At 68.5% G+C, this 17779-nt stretch carries 11 protein-coding genes; 6 read left to right on the top strand and 5 right to left on the bottom strand.

Translation table 11 applies throughout. The annotated features are described in order from the left end of the window. Positions 1–9 precede the first annotated feature (9 nt). From AC06FA_RS13080 to AC06FA_RS13070, 3 genes are all read right to left on the bottom strand, one after another. The gene (locus AC06FA_RS13080; RefSeq protein WP_478068683.1) at positions 10–2838 is read right to left on the bottom strand and encodes a valine--tRNA ligase; all 2829 of its coding nucleotides are present in this window, start codon (positions 2836–2838) and stop codon (positions 10–12) included. 72 nt (positions 2839–2910) lie between these two features. Then, positions 2911–3336 (bottom strand): DNA polymerase III subunit chi, encoded by a 426-nt coding sequence (locus AC06FA_RS13075; protein ID WP_108745936.1) that lies wholly within the window; start codon positions 3334–3336, stop codon positions 2911–2913. A gap of 96 nt (positions 3337–3432) precedes the next feature. Continuing rightward, positions 3433–4911: a leucyl aminopeptidase gene (locus tag AC06FA_RS13070; protein WP_478068682.1), complete on the bottom strand. Its 1479-nt coding sequence runs from the start codon at positions 4909–4911 to the stop codon at positions 3433–3435. 104 nt (positions 4912–5015) lie between these two features. Here AC06FA_RS13070 and lptF point away from each other — a divergent pair, with 104 nt between their 5' ends. The 3 genes from lptF (at position 5016) to AC06FA_RS13055 (ending at position 8215) form a co-directional block, all read left to right on the top strand. Then, positions 5016–6098, top strand: a complete 1083-nt coding sequence (gene lptF, locus AC06FA_RS13065) for an LPS export ABC transporter permease LptF (RefSeq protein ID WP_478068681.1) — start codon at positions 5016–5018, stop codon at positions 6096–6098. Then, positions 6095–7195, top strand: a complete 1101-nt coding sequence (gene lptG, locus AC06FA_RS13060) for an LPS export ABC transporter permease LptG (protein ID WP_478068680.1) — start codon at positions 6095–6097, stop codon at positions 7193–7195. The genes lptF and lptG overlap by 4 nt, the downstream gene beginning before the upstream one ends. 162 nt (positions 7196–7357) lie before the next feature. Beyond that, positions 7358–8215, top strand: a complete 858-nt coding sequence (locus AC06FA_RS13055; protein WP_478068679.1) for a hypothetical protein — start codon at positions 7358–7360, stop codon at positions 8213–8215. Between the two features lie 43 nt (positions 8216–8258). Here AC06FA_RS13055 and AC06FA_RS13050 read toward each other — a convergent pair whose 3' ends face one another. Continuing rightward, positions 8259–8750, bottom strand: a complete 492-nt coding sequence (locus AC06FA_RS13050; protein WP_478068678.1) for an RDD family protein — start codon at positions 8748–8750, stop codon at positions 8259–8261. A gap of 56 nt (positions 8751–8806) precedes the next feature. Between AC06FA_RS13050 and xerD the strand changes: the two genes are divergently transcribed. Both xerD and AC06FA_RS13040 read left to right on the top strand, forming a co-directional pair. Next, positions 8807–9784 carry a site-specific tyrosine recombinase XerD gene (gene xerD, locus AC06FA_RS13045; protein ID WP_478068677.1) on the top strand — a complete coding sequence of 326 codons (978 nt, stop codon included), beginning with the start codon at positions 8807–8809 and terminating at the stop codon, positions 9782–9784. Positions 9785–9871: 87 nt separating this feature from the next. After that, positions 9872–10654, top strand: coding sequence for a DsbC family protein (locus tag AC06FA_RS13040; RefSeq protein ID WP_478068676.1), 783 nt, complete (start codon positions 9872–9874; stop codon positions 10652–10654). A gap of 86 nt (positions 10655–10740) precedes the next feature. Here AC06FA_RS13040 and AC06FA_RS13035 read toward each other — a convergent pair whose 3' ends face one another. After that, positions 10741–12855 carry a glycosyl hydrolase family 18 protein gene (locus AC06FA_RS13035; RefSeq protein ID WP_478068675.1) on the bottom strand — a complete coding sequence of 705 codons (2115 nt, stop codon included), beginning with the start codon at positions 12853–12855 and terminating at the stop codon, positions 10741–10743. An 878-nt stretch (positions 12856–13733) separates the two neighbouring features. Here AC06FA_RS13035 and purL point away from each other — a divergent pair. Beyond that, positions 13734–17618, top strand: a complete 3885-nt coding sequence (gene purL, locus AC06FA_RS13030) for a phosphoribosylformylglycinamidine synthase (RefSeq protein WP_478068674.1) — start codon at positions 13734–13736, stop codon at positions 17616–17618. Positions 17619–17779 lie beyond the last annotated feature (161 nt).

The following is a 17779-nucleotide window of genomic DNA, read 5'->3' as shown; positions in this document are numbered from 1 at the left end:
CGTACAGCGTTACAGCTTCGCGCGCTGTTCCTGCAGGCCCGCCAGCTGGGTGTTCCAGTCGACCAGGCGCACGCGTTCCTGCTCGACCACGGCCGGCGGCACCTTGTCGGTGAACTTGGCCAGCTTGGTCTCGCTCTTTTCCTTCTCGCCTTCCACGCGCTTGATTTCCTTGTCCAGGCGCGCGCGCTCGGCATCCAGGTCGACCAGGCCTTCCAGCGGCACCAGCAGCTTCAGCTCACCGACGATCGCGGCCGCTGCCGGCGGTGCGCTTTCGCCTTCGGCCAGCCACTGGATGCTGTCCAGTTTCAGCAGGAACGACAGCGAGGCGCTGAAGCGTTCAATGCGCACGCGATCCTGCGCCAGGCCGGCCTGCAGGCGCAGCGGCACCAGCTTGGACGGCGCCACGTTCAGTTCGCTGCGCACGCGGCGCACCGCACTGATCACGGCCTTCAGCCATTCCACGTCGGCCTCGGCCTGGGCGAAATCGCCGGCAAATTCGTCGGCGGTCGGATACGGACGCAGCGACAGCGTGGTTTCGGCCAGGCCCAGGCGCGGGGCCAGCTGCTGCCACAGCTGTTCGGTGATGAACGGGGTGAGCGGGTGCAGCAGGCGCAGCAGCGCTTCCAGCACGTACAGCAGGGTGTGGCGGGTGCTGTGCGCATCGGCGGCGTCGGCACCGTTCAGTGCCGGCTTGCTCAGTTCCAGGAACCAGTCGCAGAACTCGTTCCAGGCGAACTCATACAGGCACTGGGCCAGCAGGTCGAAGCGGTAGTTGGCGTAGTGGCCCTTGGCCTCGGCCGACACCGCGGCCAGGCGCGCCAGGATCCAGCGCTCGGCGTCGGTGCGCGGCTGCGGCACGCCGGTGAACGCGGCACCCTCGGTGTTCATCAGGGTGAAGCGGCTGGCGTTCCACAGCTTGTTGCAGAAGTTCTTGTAGCCCTCGGCGCGGTTCATGTCGAACTTGATGTCGCGACCGTGGGTGGCCAGCGCGGCGATGGTGAAGCGCAGCGCGTCGGCACCGTGGGCGGCGATGCCGTCCGGGAACTCCTTGCGGGTGGCCTTTTCGATCTTCTCCACCATCTTCGGCTGCATCAGGCCGCCGGTGCGCTTGGCTACCAGGTCGTCGATGCTGATGCCGTCGATGATGTCCAGCGGATCGAGCACGTTGCCCTTGCTCTTGGACATCTTCTGGCCCTGGCCGTCGCGGATCAGGCCGGTGAAGTAGACGTCCTTGAACGGGATCTTCCCGGTCAGGTTGTCGGTGGCCATGATCATGCGTGCCACCCAGAAGAAGATGATGTCGAAGCCGGTGACCAGCACCGACGACGGCAGGTAGCGGTCGAAGCCACGCTCGGCCATGGCCTGTTCGTTCGGCCAGCCCAGGGTCGAGAACGGCCAGATCTGCGAGGAGAACCAGGTCTCCAGCACGTCGCTTTCCTGGGTCAGCTGTACATCGCTGCCGAGGTTGTGCTTCGCGCGCACTTCGTCTTCGCTGCGGCCCACGTAGCAGCTGCCGGTGGCGGCATCGAACCAGGCCGGAATACGGTGGCCCCACCACAACTGGCGGCTGATGCACCAATCCTGGATGTTGGTCATCCAGTGGCGGTAGGTGTTGATCCAGTTCGGCGGAACGAAAGCAATCGAACCGTTCTCGACCAGCTCCAGGCCACGACGCGCCAGCTCGTCCATCTTCACGAACCACTGGTCGGTCAGGTAGGGCTCGATCACCTGGCCGGTGCGGTCGCCGCGCGGCACCTGCAGCTTGTGGGCCTTGGTTTCCACCAGGATGCCCAGGTCTTCCAGCTCGGCCAGCACGGCCTTGCGGGCTTCGTAACGGTCCAGGCCCTGGAAGCGTTCGGGCGCGTTTTCATTCAGCGCCGCCACCGGGGTGAACAGGTTGATCATCGGCAGGTTGTGGCGCACGCCCACCTGGTAATCGTTGAAGTCGTGCGCCGGGGTGACCTTCACCACGCCGGTACCGAACGCGCGGTCCACGTAGTCATCGGCGATCACCGGCACGCGGCGCCCGGTCAGCGGCAGCACCACCTGCTTGCCGATCAGGTGCGCATAGCGCTCGTCTTCCGGGTGCACCATCACCGCGGTGTCGCCCAGCAGGGTTTCCGGGCGGGTGGTGGCCACCACCAGGTAATCGCGGGTCTCGCGCAGGGTTTCCACGCCGTCGGCATCGCGCTCGACGTGTTCGTAGCTCAGGCCTTCATCCAGCGTGTAGGCGATCGACCACAGGAAGCCGTCTTCCTCGGCGCTTTCCACTTCCAGGTCGGAAATGGCGGTCTTCAGCACCGGGTCCCAGTTCACCAGGCGCTGGCCGCGGTAGATCAGGCCCTGTTCGTGCCAGCGCACGAAGGCCTCGACCACCGCTTCAGACGGCTGCGGGTCCATGGTGAAGGTGCTGCGCGACCAGTCGGCCGAGGTGCCGAGGCGGCGCATCTGCCGTTCGATGGTGTCACCGGACTGCTGCTTCCACTCCCACACCTTGCCGATGAAGCCTTCGCGGCCCAGCGAATCACGGGTCTCGCCCTTGCCTTCCAGCGCCAGGTTGCGGCTGACCACCATTTCGGTGGCGATGCCGGCGTGGTCGGTACCGACCTGCCACAGCGTGTCGTAGCCGCGCATGCGGTGGTAGCGCACCAGCGCATCCATCAGGGTCTGCTGGAAGGCATGGCCCATGTGCAGGGTGCCGGTCACGTTCGGCGGCGGCAGCAGGATGGTGTAGGGCTCACCCTGGCCGGACGGCTTGAAGTGGCCGGCGTCTTCCCAGGCCTTGTAGAGGTCGGTCTCGAAGGACGTCGGGTCGTAGCTGGAGGCGAGTTGGGTCATGCGGGGGAACCAGGAGGTAATCGTTGAAGGATCAGGGCGCGGCTGCGGCCCATCAAGGGGGCCGGCGCGGCCTTACATGTCGTGCTTGTTCAGGTCGTAGCCGGCGGTCTTGTACTGGCGCCAGCGCTCGCGCAGCGGTTCGCGCGCTTCCGGGTCGGCCGGCACCACTTCCAGCACGCGCTCGCACTGGCCCAGCCAGGGTTCGTCGCGCAGGTTGATCACCAGCGGGCGCATCGGCGCTTCGTCGCCGGGGATGGAAATCAGCACCACGGCCTCTTCCTCGTCCACGTCCTCGCCCACGATCTGGTGCGGGATGTAGGCATCTTCGTCGAAGGACCAGAGCAGTTCGTCCAGTTCTTCGGCCTGGGCCTGGTCGCGGGCCAGCACCAGGGCGGGCAGCCCGGCGTCGTTGGCCTTGCGCGCCAGCTCGCAGACCAGGCGCAGGGGCTCGGTCAGGAAGCGGGGCTTGGCGATCAGGTAGAAATCAGCGCGGGGCATGGCAGGGTCCGGGTCGGGCAGGGGCCCGGCATGCCGGGCGGGGGCAGGCCGGAGGATGCCCCGGCCGGCGGGCGCCGGCCAGGGGCAGGTACGGCATCAGGCGCGGGCGACCTGGTCCAGCAGCCACTGGCTGAGCAGGCCCACCGGGCGACCGGTGGCCATGCCACGCTTGCCTTCGTCGCTGGCCACGCCGGCGATGTCCAGGTGCGCCCAGCGCTGCCCTTCGGCGAAGCGCGACAGGAAGCAGCCGGCGGTGATGGCGCCGGCCCAGCGGCCGCCGATGTTGTAGACGTCGGCGAAGGTCGAATCCAGCATCGGCTGGTACTCGTCCCACAGCGGCAGGCGCCAGGCGCGGTCGAACACGTGCTCGCCGGCGGCCAGCAGTTCGTTGGCCAGGTCGTCGTGCTTGCTCATCAGGCCGGCGGTCTGGTGGCCCAGGGCAACCATGCAGGCGCCGGTCAGGGTGGCCACGTCGACCAGGGCCTGCGGCTCGAAGCGCTGGGCGTAGGTCAGCGCATCGCACAGGATCAGGCGGCCTTCGGCGTCGGTGTTGCCCACTTCGATGGTCTTGCCCGACATCGAGGTGATCACGTCGGACGGGCGGTAGGCGTTGCCGTCGATGGCGTTTTCCACGGCCGGCACGACCACCACCAGGTTCAGCGGCAGCTTGGCCTTCACGGCCGCAACGAAGGTGCCGATGACGTTGGCGCCACCGCACATGTCGTACTTCATTTCCTCGATGCCGCCCTGGGTCTTCAGGTTCACGCCACCGGTATCGAAGGTGATGCCCTTGCCGACCAGCACGTAGGGCTTGGCGTCGCCTGCGCCGCTCCACTTCAGCACCACCAGGCGCGGGCGGTTGGCCGAACCGCGGGCCACGGCCAGCAGCGAGCCCATGCCCAGCGCTTCCATCTGGGTCTCGTCGAGGATCTCGGCTTCGGCGCCGTCGTGCTCACCGGCAAATTTCACGCCCACTTCAGCCAGGTAGGCCGGGGTGCAGTAGTTCGGCGGCAGGTTGCCCAGCTCGCGGGCGAACTCCACGCCGGCAGCGATGGCCTGGCCCTGGGCCAGGGCCTGGGCGTCGTCACCGGCAATGGCCAGCTGGGCCAGACCGGCATCGTCGGTCTTCTTCTTGCCCAGGGTGGCGGTGTAGCGGTAGGCGGCGTGGTCGGCGGCGATCACCGCCTGGCGGATCGCCCAGGCCGCGTCGCGGTCCTTGATGGCCACTTCGGACAGGGTGAACAGCGCGCTGCGGGCGGCGCCGGCCTTCAGCGCGCGCACGGCGTCGCCAACGGCCTTCAGGTACTGCGGCACGCCGAAACGGGCGGCATCGCCCAGGCCGACCACCAGCACGCGCGGGGCGGTCACGCCCGGCAGGTCGTGCAGCAGGGTGGTGGCGCCGGTCTTGCCGGACAGGTCGCCGCGCTGGGCCAGGGCCGCCAGGCGGCCGCCACTGGCGGCGTCCAGGGCCTGTGCGGCCGGGGTCAGGCTGTGGTCGGCATAGGCGCCGACCACCAGGCAGTCAACGGTGGCGGCAGCCGGAGCGAGGTGGTTCAGGGTGAATTCGAGGGCCATTGAGCAGATTCCATTGGCGAGTCCGTACAATCGCAGGCCGTTTACGCCCAGACAGTAGACTGGGCGGCACCGCGAACGAACCCCAGAGTTTAAACCACCGCCCCATGCTGAAGCTCGACCGATACCTGCTGGGCGATTTCGTCCAGAGTTTCCTGGCTACCCTGATCGTCCTGCTGGTGGTCAGCGTGGGCGGCGTGCTGGTGGACATCCTCGGCAACATCGCCGACGGACGCCTGCCGGCCAAGCTGCTGTTCTCGCAGCTGGGCCTGCAGTTCATCGCCTACATGCCGCTGATCCTGCCGCTGGCGCTGATGCTGGGGCTGCTGCTGGCCATTGCCCGGCTCTACCGCGATTCGGAAATGGCGGTGATCACCGCCATTGGCGTGGGGCCCAAGCGCCTGCTGCGGCCGCTGCTGATGCTGGTGGTGCCGGTGGTGCTGCTGGTGGGCGCCTGCTCACTGTGGCTGGGCCCCTGGGCCGGCCGCACGGCCGAACAGATGATCCAGGACGCCAACCGCAGCGTGCTGATGGCCGGGCTGGAGCCGGGCCGCTTCACCCCGCTGTCCAATGGCGGGGTGGTCTACCTGTCCTCGATCTCGCCCGACGGCACCCAGCTGGGCAAGGTGTTCCTGCAGCGGCAGAAGGACGACCGGCTGGAGGTGGTGTCGGCCGCCAGCGGGCGCATGTACTTCGAAGGCGACCGCCAGCGCTTCCTGGAACTGGACGATGGCCACCAGCTGGAGGGCCCGCTGGCCGGTGCCCTGGATTACCGGCTGGCGACCTTTGCCCGCAATGATGTGGCCCTGCCCGACGGCAGCGAGGCGCGCAAGGACGACGATCCGGAGCTGATGTCGACCCTGAAGCTGATCGGGGATGACCGCCCCGAGGCCCAGGCCCAGCTGCACCGCCGCCTGGCGCCGCCGCTGATCGCGCTGGCCTTCGCCCTGCTGACCGTTCCGCTGGGCCGCAGTTCGCCGCGCCAGCAGCGCTATGGGCGCATGATGCTGGCCCTGCTGGCCTACATGGTGGGCACCAACCTGACCTTCATCGGCGCCGGCTGGATTGCCGACGGCAAGATTCCCGGCGCGCTGGGGCTGTGGTGGCTGACCCTGCCGCTGCTGGCGTTCGCCATCTGGATGTACGTGCGCGATGGCCGCCTGGCCCGCCCGAAGGGAGGCCGCGCATGAAGCTGCGCCCGATGCGTTTCGATTTCTACCTGGGCCGGGCGGTGTTCACCACCGTGCTGCTCACCTGGGCCGTGCTGACCGGCCTGGACGTGGTGATGGCGTTCTCCGGTGAGTTCAAGGACATCGGCAAGAACGGCTATTCGCTGGGCCATGCCGCCGCGTGGGTGCTGTACACCGTGCCCCGCCGCGCCTACACCTTCTTCCCCACCGCCGCGGTGATCGGCGCGCTGATGGGGCTGGGCCAGCTGGCCGCCACCTCGGAGCTGACCGCACTGCGGGCGCTGGGCCTGTCGCGCAAGCGCCTGAGCGTGTCGGTGGCCATCGCCCTGTCGCTGCTGACCGGGCTGATGGTGATCAGCGCCGAGACCCTGGGCCCGTGGGGCCAGAACCGCGCCGATACCCTGAAGATGAGTGCCAAGTGGGGCACCGACATCGCCGTGGCCCGCTATTCGGGCATGTGGGCGCGCGAGGGCGATACCTTCCTCAATGCCGCCAGTGGTGAAGAGCAGCTGGTGGGCGAGAAGGGCACGCGGCTGATCCTGCGTGACGTTCGCCTGTACCAGATCGCCGAAGACGGCCGCATTGCCACGCTCACCCACGCCGCCACCGCCGAGCACGACAAGGACGGCTGGGTGCTGACCGGGGTGCGCCGCGATACCTTCGGCGAACGCTCGGCCACCCGCCAGGAAGTGGCCCGTGAGCCGTGGAATTCAAAGCTGGATGCCGGCGCGCTGGCCACCGGCATCGCCAAGCCGCGCAACCTCAGCGTGTCCGAGCTGAGCACCAGCATTGCCTACCGCGAACGCAACGGCCTGGATGCGCGTGATTTCGAAGATGTGTACTGGAGCCGCTGGTTCTACCCGGTGAACGTGCTGGCGCTGTGCCTGGCCGCCGTGCCGTTCGCCTTCGGTTCGCTGCGCAGCGGTGGCATGGGCAAGCGCCTGTTCCTGGGCATCCTGTTCGCGCTGGGCTTCTGGCTGCTGCAGTTGTTCTTCGGCCGCATGGCCGGTGCGCTGAAATTCGATTACCGCATTGCCTACGCGCTCCCGCCCATCGTCATGCTGGCGGTATCCGGCTGGCTGTTCCGGCGCCGGTAGCGTCGAGCTTGCTCGACGAATCCAGCACGTAGCTTCGGGCTCCCGCATTCCGGCGCCCGAAATTTGATTCAAAGGACCCGGCAGGTCCGCGCGTTTCTGCGCGGGCCCTGCCTTCACTGCGAGCGCGCGCGTTGCGCACCTCGCTCAACATCAAGGATGAACATGTTCCGCGCACGTCTGTTTCCCTCGCTTGCCGCCCTGCTGTTGCTGGTCGGCTGCTCACGCCCGGTCGATTTCGAGATCGACAACCCCACCGACAAGCCGGTCACCCTGACCATCGACGCGCAGCAGCACGTCATTCCGGCGCACACCGCGGTGCCGATCACCCTGGAGCCCGGCCAGTACCGGCTGCAGAGCGAGAAGATCGGCACGGTGCGCATGGTGGTCTATGCCGATGGCATCGGTGGCCTGATCAATCCGACGCTGGGCGAGTACGTGGTCGTCACCGAGCAGTACGTGACCGCCAAGACCAACTCCGGCGGCCTGGCATCGAAGGTGGAACTGAATGACGTGGTGATCGACGGTCCGTACGAGAAGGTGACCGGTCTGTTCATTCCGCGCCGCTGGGATGCGGGCCTGCTGGGCGAACTGCCGGATACGGTGGTCTCCAACGGCCCGGAAACCTCTTCCGACTACCGCACCAAGCTGTACAACGTGCCGGGGTTCTTTGCCTACCTGGACGCCGAGGACGATCTGCGGGCGGCCTTCGGCCCCGACGGCTACCAGCCGCCGCAGGCGACGGTCGCGTTCACCGCCACCAGCCTGCCGGAGCTGCCGGCCGTGTTCGAAGCAGAGGGCAAGCCGATGCGCGACCTGTACGCGCAGTATCTTGCCGCGTCCGATGCCGGTGAGCAGAAGCGCCTGAAGAAGGCCAGCCTGAAGCTGTGGCAGGATTTCGCCAAGGCGCAGGGGAAGCTCAATGGCAAGATCCCGGTGCCCGACGACGTCAAGGCCAGCGCGTTCTCGTCGCAGTTCTTCGAGCTGTGGGCGCAGCCGGCGGTGATCCTGCCCGACGCCTGACCCGCGTGCGGTGGTAGCGCCCGGCCATGCCCGGCGGATTCTTTCAGCGCTTCGGCACCCGCACCATGCGGGTGCCACTGGCGCGGTCATGCCAGGTCAGGCGCTCGCGGTCGATCCACGCCCACCAGAAGCCGAGCCCGCCCAGCAGCAGCGACAGCGTGCCGACCGTGAAGCGCCGCCACAGCTGGCCGCGCCGCAGCGGCGTGCCATCGCGCGTTTCCAGTTTGAGCCGCCACGGCCGCATGCCCAGCGTCTGCCCGCCACGCCGCCAGCTGGCCGTGGCATAGGCGCCGGTGATGCACCAGCACACCGCCCACAGCAGCCACTGCCAGGCGCTGAACGGCGCGATGTTCTCGCGCTGCGCATGACCGCTGACCGTGTAGGCCACGGTGAACACCGTGCCGGCCAGCATCCACAGCGCCAGCACCGGCCACAGATCGTAGAACAGGGCCAGCAGGCGCCACAGCAGCAGCGTGCGTGGGCGATCGGAAGCGGGCGCGGCCACGGGGGCCGTTTCACTGGCGGGGCTGGACATGCGCCGAGCATACGCAAAGCTGGCCCTGCCCGCAGGGGCCCACGTATCCTGCGCGCATGGCCGTTGTTTCCACCCCCGCCGAGCGTCGCCAACTGGTCCAGCAACTGCCCGAGCCGCGTGGCGAGGACAGCGTGCGCATCCAGCGTTTCCTGGATGCGGCCTGGGCTGAGAATGGGCTGGCGCGCGCCACCCTGGACAGCTACCGGCGAGATCTGGAAGGCCTGGCGCGCTGGCTGGATGGCCGCGATGGCGGGCTGGCCGGGGTGGAGCGCCCGGGCCTGTTCGATTACCTGGCCTGGCGCACGCGCCACGGCTGGTCGCCGCGCAGCAACGCGCGTCTGTTGTCCGCGCTGCGCGCCTTCTTCGCCGATGGCGTGCGTCGTGGCGAGCGCAGCGAAGACCCCAGCGCGCTGCTGGACCCGCCCAAGCTGCCGCGGCTGCTGCCCAAGGCGCTGGCCGAAAGCCAGATCGATGCGCTGCTGGCTGCACCGGATATCGACAGCCCGCTGGGCCTGCGTGACCGCGCCATGCTGGAACTGATGTACGCCGCGGGCCTGCGCGTGAGCGAGCTGGTGCTGTTGCCGGCCACCGCGGTCAACCTGCGCCAGGGCGTGCTGCGGGTGACCGGCAAGGGCAGCAAGGAGCGCCTGGTGCCGCTGGGGGAGGAATCGCAGCACTGGCTGGAACGTTACCTGCACGATGCCCGCCCGCAGATGGTCGGCAAGGGCCGGGTGCACGCGCTGGACGACGGGCAGACGCCGCTGTTCATCGAGCCCAGCCTGCACGCGCTGACCCGGCAGGCGTTCTGGCATCTGGTCAAGCGGCATGCGCAGGTCGCCGGTATCGACCCGGCGCGGATCAGCCCGCACGGCCTGCGCCACAGCTTCGCCACCCACCTGCTGAACCGGGGGGCGGACCTGCGCGCGCTGCAGATGCTGCTGGGCCACAGCTCGCTGTCCACCACCCAGATCTACACGCTGGTGGCGCGCGAGCACCTGCAGCAGCTGCACGCCCGCCACCACCCGCGCGGCTGAACCTGCGTGCGGGTGTGTGCACGCCATCGCGGTGCCGCTGCTGGGCCTGTGTCAGAATCGGAAGTCATCTTTCCAGCAGGTTGCTCCATGCTCCGATTCGCCATCGCCGCCGTGTTCGGCGCGCTCAGCCTGACGGCCTGTGCACAGCCCGCGCCGCCTGCCAACAAGGCGCCCGTGGCCGCGCCTGCGCGCCCGGCCGCGGCCAACCCGGCTGCCGAACAGGCGGTGCGCGCGGCGCTGTCCGCGCTCAACCCGGGGTTCACCATCGACTACATCGGTGCCGCACCGTTCCCCGGCTTCCGCGAGGTGCTGGTGTCGGGCCAGTTGCTGTACGTGTCCGACGATGGCCGCTACCTGTTCCAGTCGCAGCCCTATGACACCCAGGCGCGCGGCCCGGCCAACAGCGCGGGGCTGCTCGATCACCGGCGGGGCCTGCTGGCCAAGGCCAACCACGGCGATCGCATCGTGTTCGCCGCACCGAACGCCAAGTACACCATCAGCGTGTTCACGGATATCGAATGCGGTTACTGCCGCAAGCTGCACCAGGACATTGCCGAGCTCAACCGCAACGGCATCACCGTCGAATACCTGGCGTTCCCGCGCATGGGGCTGGGCAGCAAGGATTACACCGACATGATCTCGGTCTGGTGTGCGGCCGATCGCCGCCAGGCGCTGACCAATGCCAAGCGCGGCGGCAGCGTGCCGGCCAAGAACTGCACCAACCCGGTCGCCATGCAGTACGCACTGGGCCAGCAGCTGGGTGTGAACGGTACCCCGGCGATCTTCGCGCCCGATGGCACCCAGCTGGGCGGGTACCTGCCGCCGGCACAGCTGCGCGCCGCACTGGAAAAGCTGTCGGCCAAGCGCTGATTGCAATGCCGCCGGGCTTGACCCGGCGCTACCGTGGATCGCGTTGGTAGCGCCGGGCCATGCCCGGCGGATGTCGCACGTTTTCCTTATTTCAGGCCATCACTGACCGCCTTGGTCAGCGTGCCCTGCGCATCGTCGCCACTGAATTCCCAGACGAACGCGCCGCCCAGGCCCTGGGTCTTCACATAGCCCATCTTGCGGGTGATGTTGGCCGGGGTGTCGAAGCTCCACAGCGTGCTGCCGTTGTAGATCCAGGTGGCACCGGCAGTGTTGTCGGTGTAGCTGGACCAGGCCAGGTTCTTCAGCACCTTCCAGTCTTCAATGCCGGCTTCGTAGGTGCCCGGTGCCGCGCCGCTGGCGGTCTGGTACAGACCGTTGTTGGCGTTGGCCACGCCGGTCCAGCCGCGCCCGTAGTAGCCGATGCCCAGGTTCAGCTTGGCCGCCGGTACGCCGCGGCTGATGAACGCCTCGATCGCATCGTTGCTGTTGTACAGCGCGGTATCGCCGGTGGACGGATCGTTCGGCGAATCGAACAGCGCCGAGTGGTGATTGGTCTTCGCATCCCACGCGCCGTGGAAGTCGTAGGTCATCACGTTGATGTAGTCCAGGTACGGGTGGTACGCGGCCGGGTCGGTCACCCGCACCTTGTCGATGCCGGCACCCACGGCCACGGTCAGCAGCAGCCCGGGGCGCACCGCATCAAGCTGGCGGCGGAACTCGGCCAGCAGCGCGGTGAAGTTGGCGTTGTCCTCCGGCGTGCCGCAGGCCAGCCCACACGCCACGGGGTATTCCCAGTCGATGTCGATGCCGTCGAACACGCCCAGTGCTGCCCCGGTACCGCCGGCGCCGTCGGTGACCGGCAGGTTGCCCTTGATGTAGGCATCGATGCACGAGGCCACGAAGGCCTGCCGGTTGGCCGGCTGTGCGGCGCTGGAGAAGCCGCGCGACCAGGTCCAGCCGCCCAGCGAGATCAGCACCTTCACGTTGGGATACTTCGCCTTCAACTGCTTCAACTGGTTCCAGTTGCCACGCAGCGGCTGGTCCCAGGTATCGGCGCTGCCGCTCACGCTTTCGCCGGCACCGAAGGCCTTGGTGTAGTCGGCGAAGGCATCGCCGCCCACGCCCGTGTTCGGGTCGGAGGCCTGGGTGACGCCCACTTCGCAGCGGTTGTTGCGCACGTTGCCGAAGGCGTAGTTGATGTGGGTGAGGCGGGCGGCCGAGCCGCTGCTGTCGATGTTCTTCACCCGGTAGTTGCGGCCATAGATGCCCCACTGGGTGAAGTAGCCGATGACCCGTTTGCCGGTGCCGCCGCCGCTGTCGGCCAGGGTGCTGGCGCTGATCGCCGTGCCCTGGGCCGAGGCATTGCCGGCGTTGTCGCGGGCGCGCACGCGGTAGCTGTAGGTGGTGGAGGCCGTCAGGCCGCCGTCGACATAGCTGGCGCTGGACGGCGAGCCGACCAGGTTGCCGTTGCGGTACACGTCGTAGCCGGCCACGCCGCTGCCGCCGGTGTTGTCGGTGGACGGGCTCCAGCTGAGCGCGATGCTGCTGGCCGTGCGCGTTCCCACCGCCAGGCCGCCGGGCACGCTGGGGGCGGTGGTATCGCCGCTGGCGGCGTTCACCGTGATGGTGATCGTGGCGGTGCTGGTGGTGGCGTTGTTGTTGTCGGTGGCGACCGCACGCAGGGTGTGGCTGCCGGCGCTGGCGTTGGTCCAGCTGGCGCTGTAGGGCGCACTGCTGTCCACCCCGATCGAACTGCCGTTGCGGAAGAATTCGACCTGGCTGACGCTGCCGTCCGGGTCGCTGGCCGTGGCGCTGACGGTCACCGTGCTTCCCGCGCTGAAGCTGGCACCGTTGGCCGGGGAGGTCAGGCTGACCACCGGCGGCTGGTTGGCGCCGCTGCCATCACAGGCGCCCAGGTTGGTGTAGTAGGGCGCTCCGGCCGGATGGTCCGGCGGTGCGTTCCAGATGTCCTGGTTGGCCCGGTAGAGCACGCCGGCCTTCTGCAAGGTATCGCCGGCCCGATAGATCTTGGCCTGGTCCCATTCGGCCACGCCGGCACAGCTGGCGGCCTGGGCCAGGCCGGGCAGGGCGGCGGCCCCGGCGGCCAGGGCCAGCAGCCAGGCCAGGCGGCGCGGGCGACAGCGGCGGGGGGAGGGTTCGGCACTGCGTACATCGGCACTCTGCACAAACGTGTCGTACATGGTGTGTCTCCGATCGACCAAGAGGCGCGCGGGCCCCGATGGCACCGCGCGTAACGCAGGTCCGGGCGTCGCCGGGGAGGGCGACGGTGGGAGCGGACGGGGTACCAGGCCGGGCCGGGGAGAGAGTCCGGCTGGCCGGGTAGGGACAACGTTGTCATCAATTGCCCGGGCAATCCGTGAGCGAGCGCATGGTTCCGGGATTTCGGGGTTCCGGGATTCCCGCGAAGAGCGGCGCTGGCGCGCGGTTGCCGGCCAACGGCGGAGCCCCCTCGTGGCTGGGGATTGCCGCGAACAGCGGATTTCCGTGGGTTGGCCGGGCGGGTGGGGTCAGGCGGGGACGCCGTAAACCCGTCCATGGGGGCTTAGCCGCGGCATCCATGCCGCGGATACCCCGCCTGACCCCACCCGCCCGGCCCTGGACAGGTTCCTGCGCGCGCCAGCCACGAAAGACAAAAGAAAAATTCAAAAGCAGAAGCAGAGGCAGAAGCCGGTCGCTTCGCTCTCATCCACGCCATGCGTGGATGGATCCATCAGATATCGCAGCAGATCAGGGGTCAGAGCCCGTTGCAAAGCAACGGGATCCGACCCCGTGCAGTTCCGGCAGATCGCAGGAACCTGTCAGGGGTGGGGCGGTGTGGGCTTGCAGGACCGCAGGCGCCATGGATGGCGCCTACGAGCCTCCATGGATGGATTTACGGCGTGTCCTGCAAGCCCACACCGCCCCACCCAACCCTCGGATAACCGGCTGTTGCTCTGGCTCTTGCTTCGGCTCTGGCCGTCGCCCCGGCCTCGGCGGGTGCCGGGCGCCGCCCGGCCGAAGCCCACCCCCCGGTTCCGGTACAATGTCGGGCCCGTTTCCCAACTACGGTTCCCCGGACATGATGGTCCTCGAGGGCGCGCCCGCCCTGTCGCCGTTCCGCCGCGAACGTCTTGAATCCCGCCTGCAGTCCATCGCTCCCTCCCTGCGCATCAGCGGTGCCTGGCACGTCTACTTCGTGCAGCCCGAAGGTTCGGCCGCGCCCGACGTGGACACCCTGTGCCGCATCCTGGAAGCCCAGCCGCAGGCGCAGGCCGTGGCCGACGGTGCGGTCAGCCGCGTCGTGGTGCCCCGCCTGGGCACGCTGTCGCCGTGGTCCAGCAAGGCCACCGAACTGGTGCGCGGTGCCGGCCAGCCGGTCAGCCGGGTCGAGCGTGGCCTGCGCATCGACGTGCAGGGCTGGCCGGCCGATGCCGCCGCGCAGCAGGCGCTGGTGAAGGCGCTGCATGATCCGATGACGCAGTCGGTGCTGGAGGCGGTCGAACAGGGCCAGGCGCTGTTCAGCAGCCCGGCGCGCGGCGAACTGGAGCGCGTGCCGGTGGACCAGCTGGAGGCCGCCAACCAGCGCCTCGGCCTGGCCATGGCCCAGGATGAGATCGACTACCTGCGCGAACGCTTCACCGCGCTGGGCCGCTCGCCCTCGGACGTGGAACTGATGATGTTCGCGCAGGCCAATTCCGAGCACTGCCGGCACAAGATCTTCAACGCCAGCTGGACCATCGACGGCCAGGAACAGGACCGTTCGCTGTTCCGGATGATCAAGAACACCCACCAGCAGACCCCGCAGCACACGCTCAGCGCGTACAGCGACAATGCGGCGGTGATCGAAGGCCATCCGGCCTCGCGCTACCGTCCGGACCCGGCCAGCGGCGAGTACCGCCGCGAGCCGCAGGTGCCCAGCGCGTTCCAGATCAAGGTGGAAACGCATAACCATCCGACCGCTATCGCGCCGTTCCCGGGTGCCTCGACCGGCAACGGTGGCGAAATCCGCGATGAAGGCGCCACCGGCCGCGGTGGCAAGCCGAAGGCAGGCCTGTCCGGCTTCTCGGTCTCGCACCTGCGCATTCCCGAGCTGCCGCAGCCGTGGGAAGCGCCGCGCGCGCTGAACCCGCGCATGGCACCGGCGCTGGAAATCATGACCGATGGCCCGCTCGGCGGCGCCGCGTTCAACAACGAGTTCGGTCGCCCGAACCTGCTCGGCTACTTCCGCAGCTTCGAACTGCCCGAAGGCGCCGATCTGGTCCGCGCCTACGACAAGCCGATCATGCTGGCCGGCGGCCTGGGCGCGATCGATCGCATCCAGGTCGACAAGATCAAGCTGCAGGCCGGTGATGCGGTCATCGTGCTCGGTGGCCCGGCCATGCTGATCGGCCTGGGCGGCGGTGCCGCCAGTTCGGTGGCATCCGGCGAAAGCGCCGAGGACCTGGACTTCGCCAGCGTGCAGCGCGACAACCCGGAAATGGAACGCCGTTGCCAGGAGGTCATCGACCGCTGCGTGGCGATGGGGGCCAACAACCCGATCAAGTTCTTCCACGACGTCGGTGCCGGTGGCCTGTCCAATGCCATCCCCGAACTGCTGCACGATTCGAGCGTGGGCGGCGTGATCGACCTGGGCAAGGTGCCCACCGATGATCCGTCGCTGTCGCCGATGCAGCTGTGGTGCAACGAATCGCAGGAACGCTACGTGCTGGGCGTGGCCCAGGAACGCCTGGCCGAGTTCGCCGCGCTGTGCGCGCGCGAGCGCTGCCCGTTCGCCGCGGTGGGCGTGGCCACGGCCGAAGAACACCTGGTGGTGGCCTACGGCGCCGTGCCCGGCCACACCCCGGCCGATGCGCCGATCGACCTGCCGATGGACGTGCTGTTCGGCAAGCCGCCGAAGATGCACCGCGACACCGCGCACCCGTCGGCCCCGCGCTGGCCGGCGCTGAAGACCGGTGGCCTGGACCTGCAGGAAGCCGGCCTGCGCGTGCTGGCGCACCCGACGGTGGCCGCGAAGAACTTCCTGGTCACCATCGGTGACCGCAGCGTCGGCGGCCTGACCGCGCGCGAACAGATGGTCGGCCCGTGGCAGCTGCCGGTGGCCGACGTGGCCATCACCCTGGCCGACTTCGACGGCGTGGCCGGCGAGGCCATGTCGCTGGGCGAGCGCACCCCGCTTGCGCTGCTCGATGCCGCCGCCTCGGCGCGCATGGCCGTGGGTGAAGCGCTGACCAACCTGTGCGCGGCCCCGGTCGATGCGCTGGATGAAATCAAGCTGTCGGCGAACTGGATGGCCGCCGCCGGCCACCCGGGCGAAGACGCATTGCTGTACGACGCCGTGAAGGCGGTGGGCATGGAACTGTGCCCGCAGCTGGACATCAGCATTCCGGTGGGCAAGGACTCGCTGTCGATGCAGGCGCAGTGGCACGACCAGGGCGAAGCGCACAAGAGCGTGTCGCCGGTGTCGCTGGTCATTTCGGCGTTCGCGCCGGTGGCCGACGTGCGCCAGCAGCTGACCCCGCTGCTCGACCGCGAGGTGGACAGCGAGCTGTGGCTGATCGGCCTCGGTGCCGGCAAGCAGCGCCTGGGCGGTTCGATCCTGGCCCAGGTGCATGCCGACCACGGCGATCTGCCGGCCTTCGCCGGTGCCGCCCCGGACCTGGACGACCCGCAGCGCCTGCGTGGTTTCTTCGAACTGATCCGCGACGCACGCCAGGCCGGCCTGCTGCGTGCTTACCACGACCGCAGCGATGGCGGTGCCTTCGCCGCGCTGTGCGAAATGGCCTTCACCTCGCGCCTGGGCTTGGACATCACCCTCGATGCCTGGGGCGATGATCCGTTCCGCAGCCTGTTCAACGAAGAACTGGGCGCAGTGGTGCAGATTGCCCGCGAAGACCGCGCCGCGTTCGCCGATCTGGTCGAGCGCCATGCCTTGATCGAATGTGCGCAGCGCATCGCCAAGCCGACCACCGCACCGGTGGTGCGCGTGTCGCTGGGCGGCGAAAACCTGGCCGAGTGGCGCTGGGAAGCGCTGTTCGACGCCTGGTGGTCGGTCACCCACGCCATGCAGAAGCGCCGCGACAACCCGGAAAACGCCGACGCCGAGCGCGAGGTCGCCCGTGCCTTCAACGCACCGGGCCTGAAGCCGAAGCTCAGCTTCGACCTGGCCGAGGACGTGGCCGCTCCCTTCATCAACACCGGTGCGCGCCCGCGCGTGGCGGTGCTGCGCGAGCAGGGCGTGAACGGCCAGATTGAAATGGCCAACGCCTTCGAACGTGCCGGCTTCCGCGCGTTCGACGTGCACATGAGCGATCTGATCGAAGGTCGCGTGGCCCTGCAGGACTTCACCGGCCTGGTCGCCTGCGGCGGCTTCAGCTACGGCGACGTATTGGGTGCCGGCCGTGGCTGGGCCACCTCGGTGCTGGAGCGCAGCGCGCTGCGGGATGCCTTCGCCGCGTTCTTCGCCCGCGAAGACAGCTTCGCCCTGGGCGTGTGCAACGGCTGCCAGATGATGAGCCAGCTGAAGGACATCATCCCCGGTGCCGAGCACTGGCCGCAGTTCCGCCGCAACGCCAGCGAGCAGTTCGAAGCCCGTACCGCGCTGCTGGAGGTGGTGGAATCGCCGTCGATCCTGCTGCGCGGCATGGCCGGTTCGCGCCTGCCGGTGGCGGTGGCCCACGGCGAAGGCCGTGCGGTGTTCGCCAACGCGGTGGACCAGGCAGCCGCACGCGTGTCGCTGCGCTACATCGATGGCAACGGCAACGTGGCCAGCCAGTACCCGCTGAACCCGAACGGTTCGCCGGACGGCATCACCGGCCTGACCAGCAGCGACGGACGGGTGACCATCATGATGCCGCACCCGGAACGCACCCCGCGCGCGCTCAACCTGAGCTGGGCCCCGGCCGAGTGGCAGGGCGATTCGCCGTGGATGCGCATGTTCCGCAACGCCCGCGTCTGGTGCGGCTGATCGTTCGCACGCGCGTGCGATCCGCGCACGCGCCAATTCGCTGACGTATGCAAACCCGCCGGTAACCCCGGCGGGTTTTTGTTTATATGGCGTGAATATCGTGTGCTGACCACGAGTTACAGCGCGTTACATGATGTGTGCCACGTTCACGTGGTTATAAC

Source organism: Stenotrophomonas sp. Steno-C17, assembly GCF_056393165.1.
Note: the sequence above shows the minus strand (reverse complement) of the source record. Positions and strands in the feature narration are given on the sequence as shown.

Coding starts and splice junctions, on each gene's coding strand:
- lptF (WP_478068681.1), top strand. CDS start 5,016: ATGCTGAAGCTCGACCGATACCTGCTGGGCGATTTCGTCCAGAGTTTC.
- AC06FA_RS13040 (WP_478068676.1), top strand. CDS start 9,872: ATGCTCCGATTCGCCATCGCCGCCGTGTTCGGCGCGCTCAGCCTGACG.
- AC06FA_RS13080 (WP_478068683.1), bottom strand. CDS start 2,838: ATGACCCAACTCGCCTCCAGCTACGACCCGACGTCCTTCGAGACCGAC.
- AC06FA_RS13075 (WP_108745936.1), bottom strand. CDS start 3,336: ATGCCCCGCGCTGATTTCTACCTGATCGCCAAGCCCCGCTTCCTGACC.
- AC06FA_RS13035 (WP_478068675.1), bottom strand. CDS start 12,855: ATGTACGACACGTTTGTGCAGAGTGCCGATGTACGCAGTGCCGAACCC.
- purL (WP_478068674.1), top strand. CDS start 13,734: ATGATGGTCCTCGAGGGCGCGCCCGCCCTGTCGCCGTTCCGCCGCGAA.
- AC06FA_RS13055 (WP_478068679.1), top strand. CDS start 7,358: ATGTTCCGCGCACGTCTGTTTCCCTCGCTTGCCGCCCTGCTGTTGCTG.
- lptG (WP_478068680.1), top strand. CDS start 6,095: ATGAAGCTGCGCCCGATGCGTTTCGATTTCTACCTGGGCCGGGCGGTG.
- AC06FA_RS13070 (WP_478068682.1), bottom strand. CDS start 4,911: ATGGCCCTCGAATTCACCCTGAACCACCTCGCTCCGGCTGCCGCCACC.
- AC06FA_RS13050 (WP_478068678.1), bottom strand. CDS start 8,750: ATGTCCAGCCCCGCCAGTGAAACGGCCCCCGTGGCCGCGCCCGCTTCC.
- xerD (WP_478068677.1), top strand. CDS start 8,807: ATGGCCGTTGTTTCCACCCCCGCCGAGCGTCGCCAACTGGTCCAGCAA.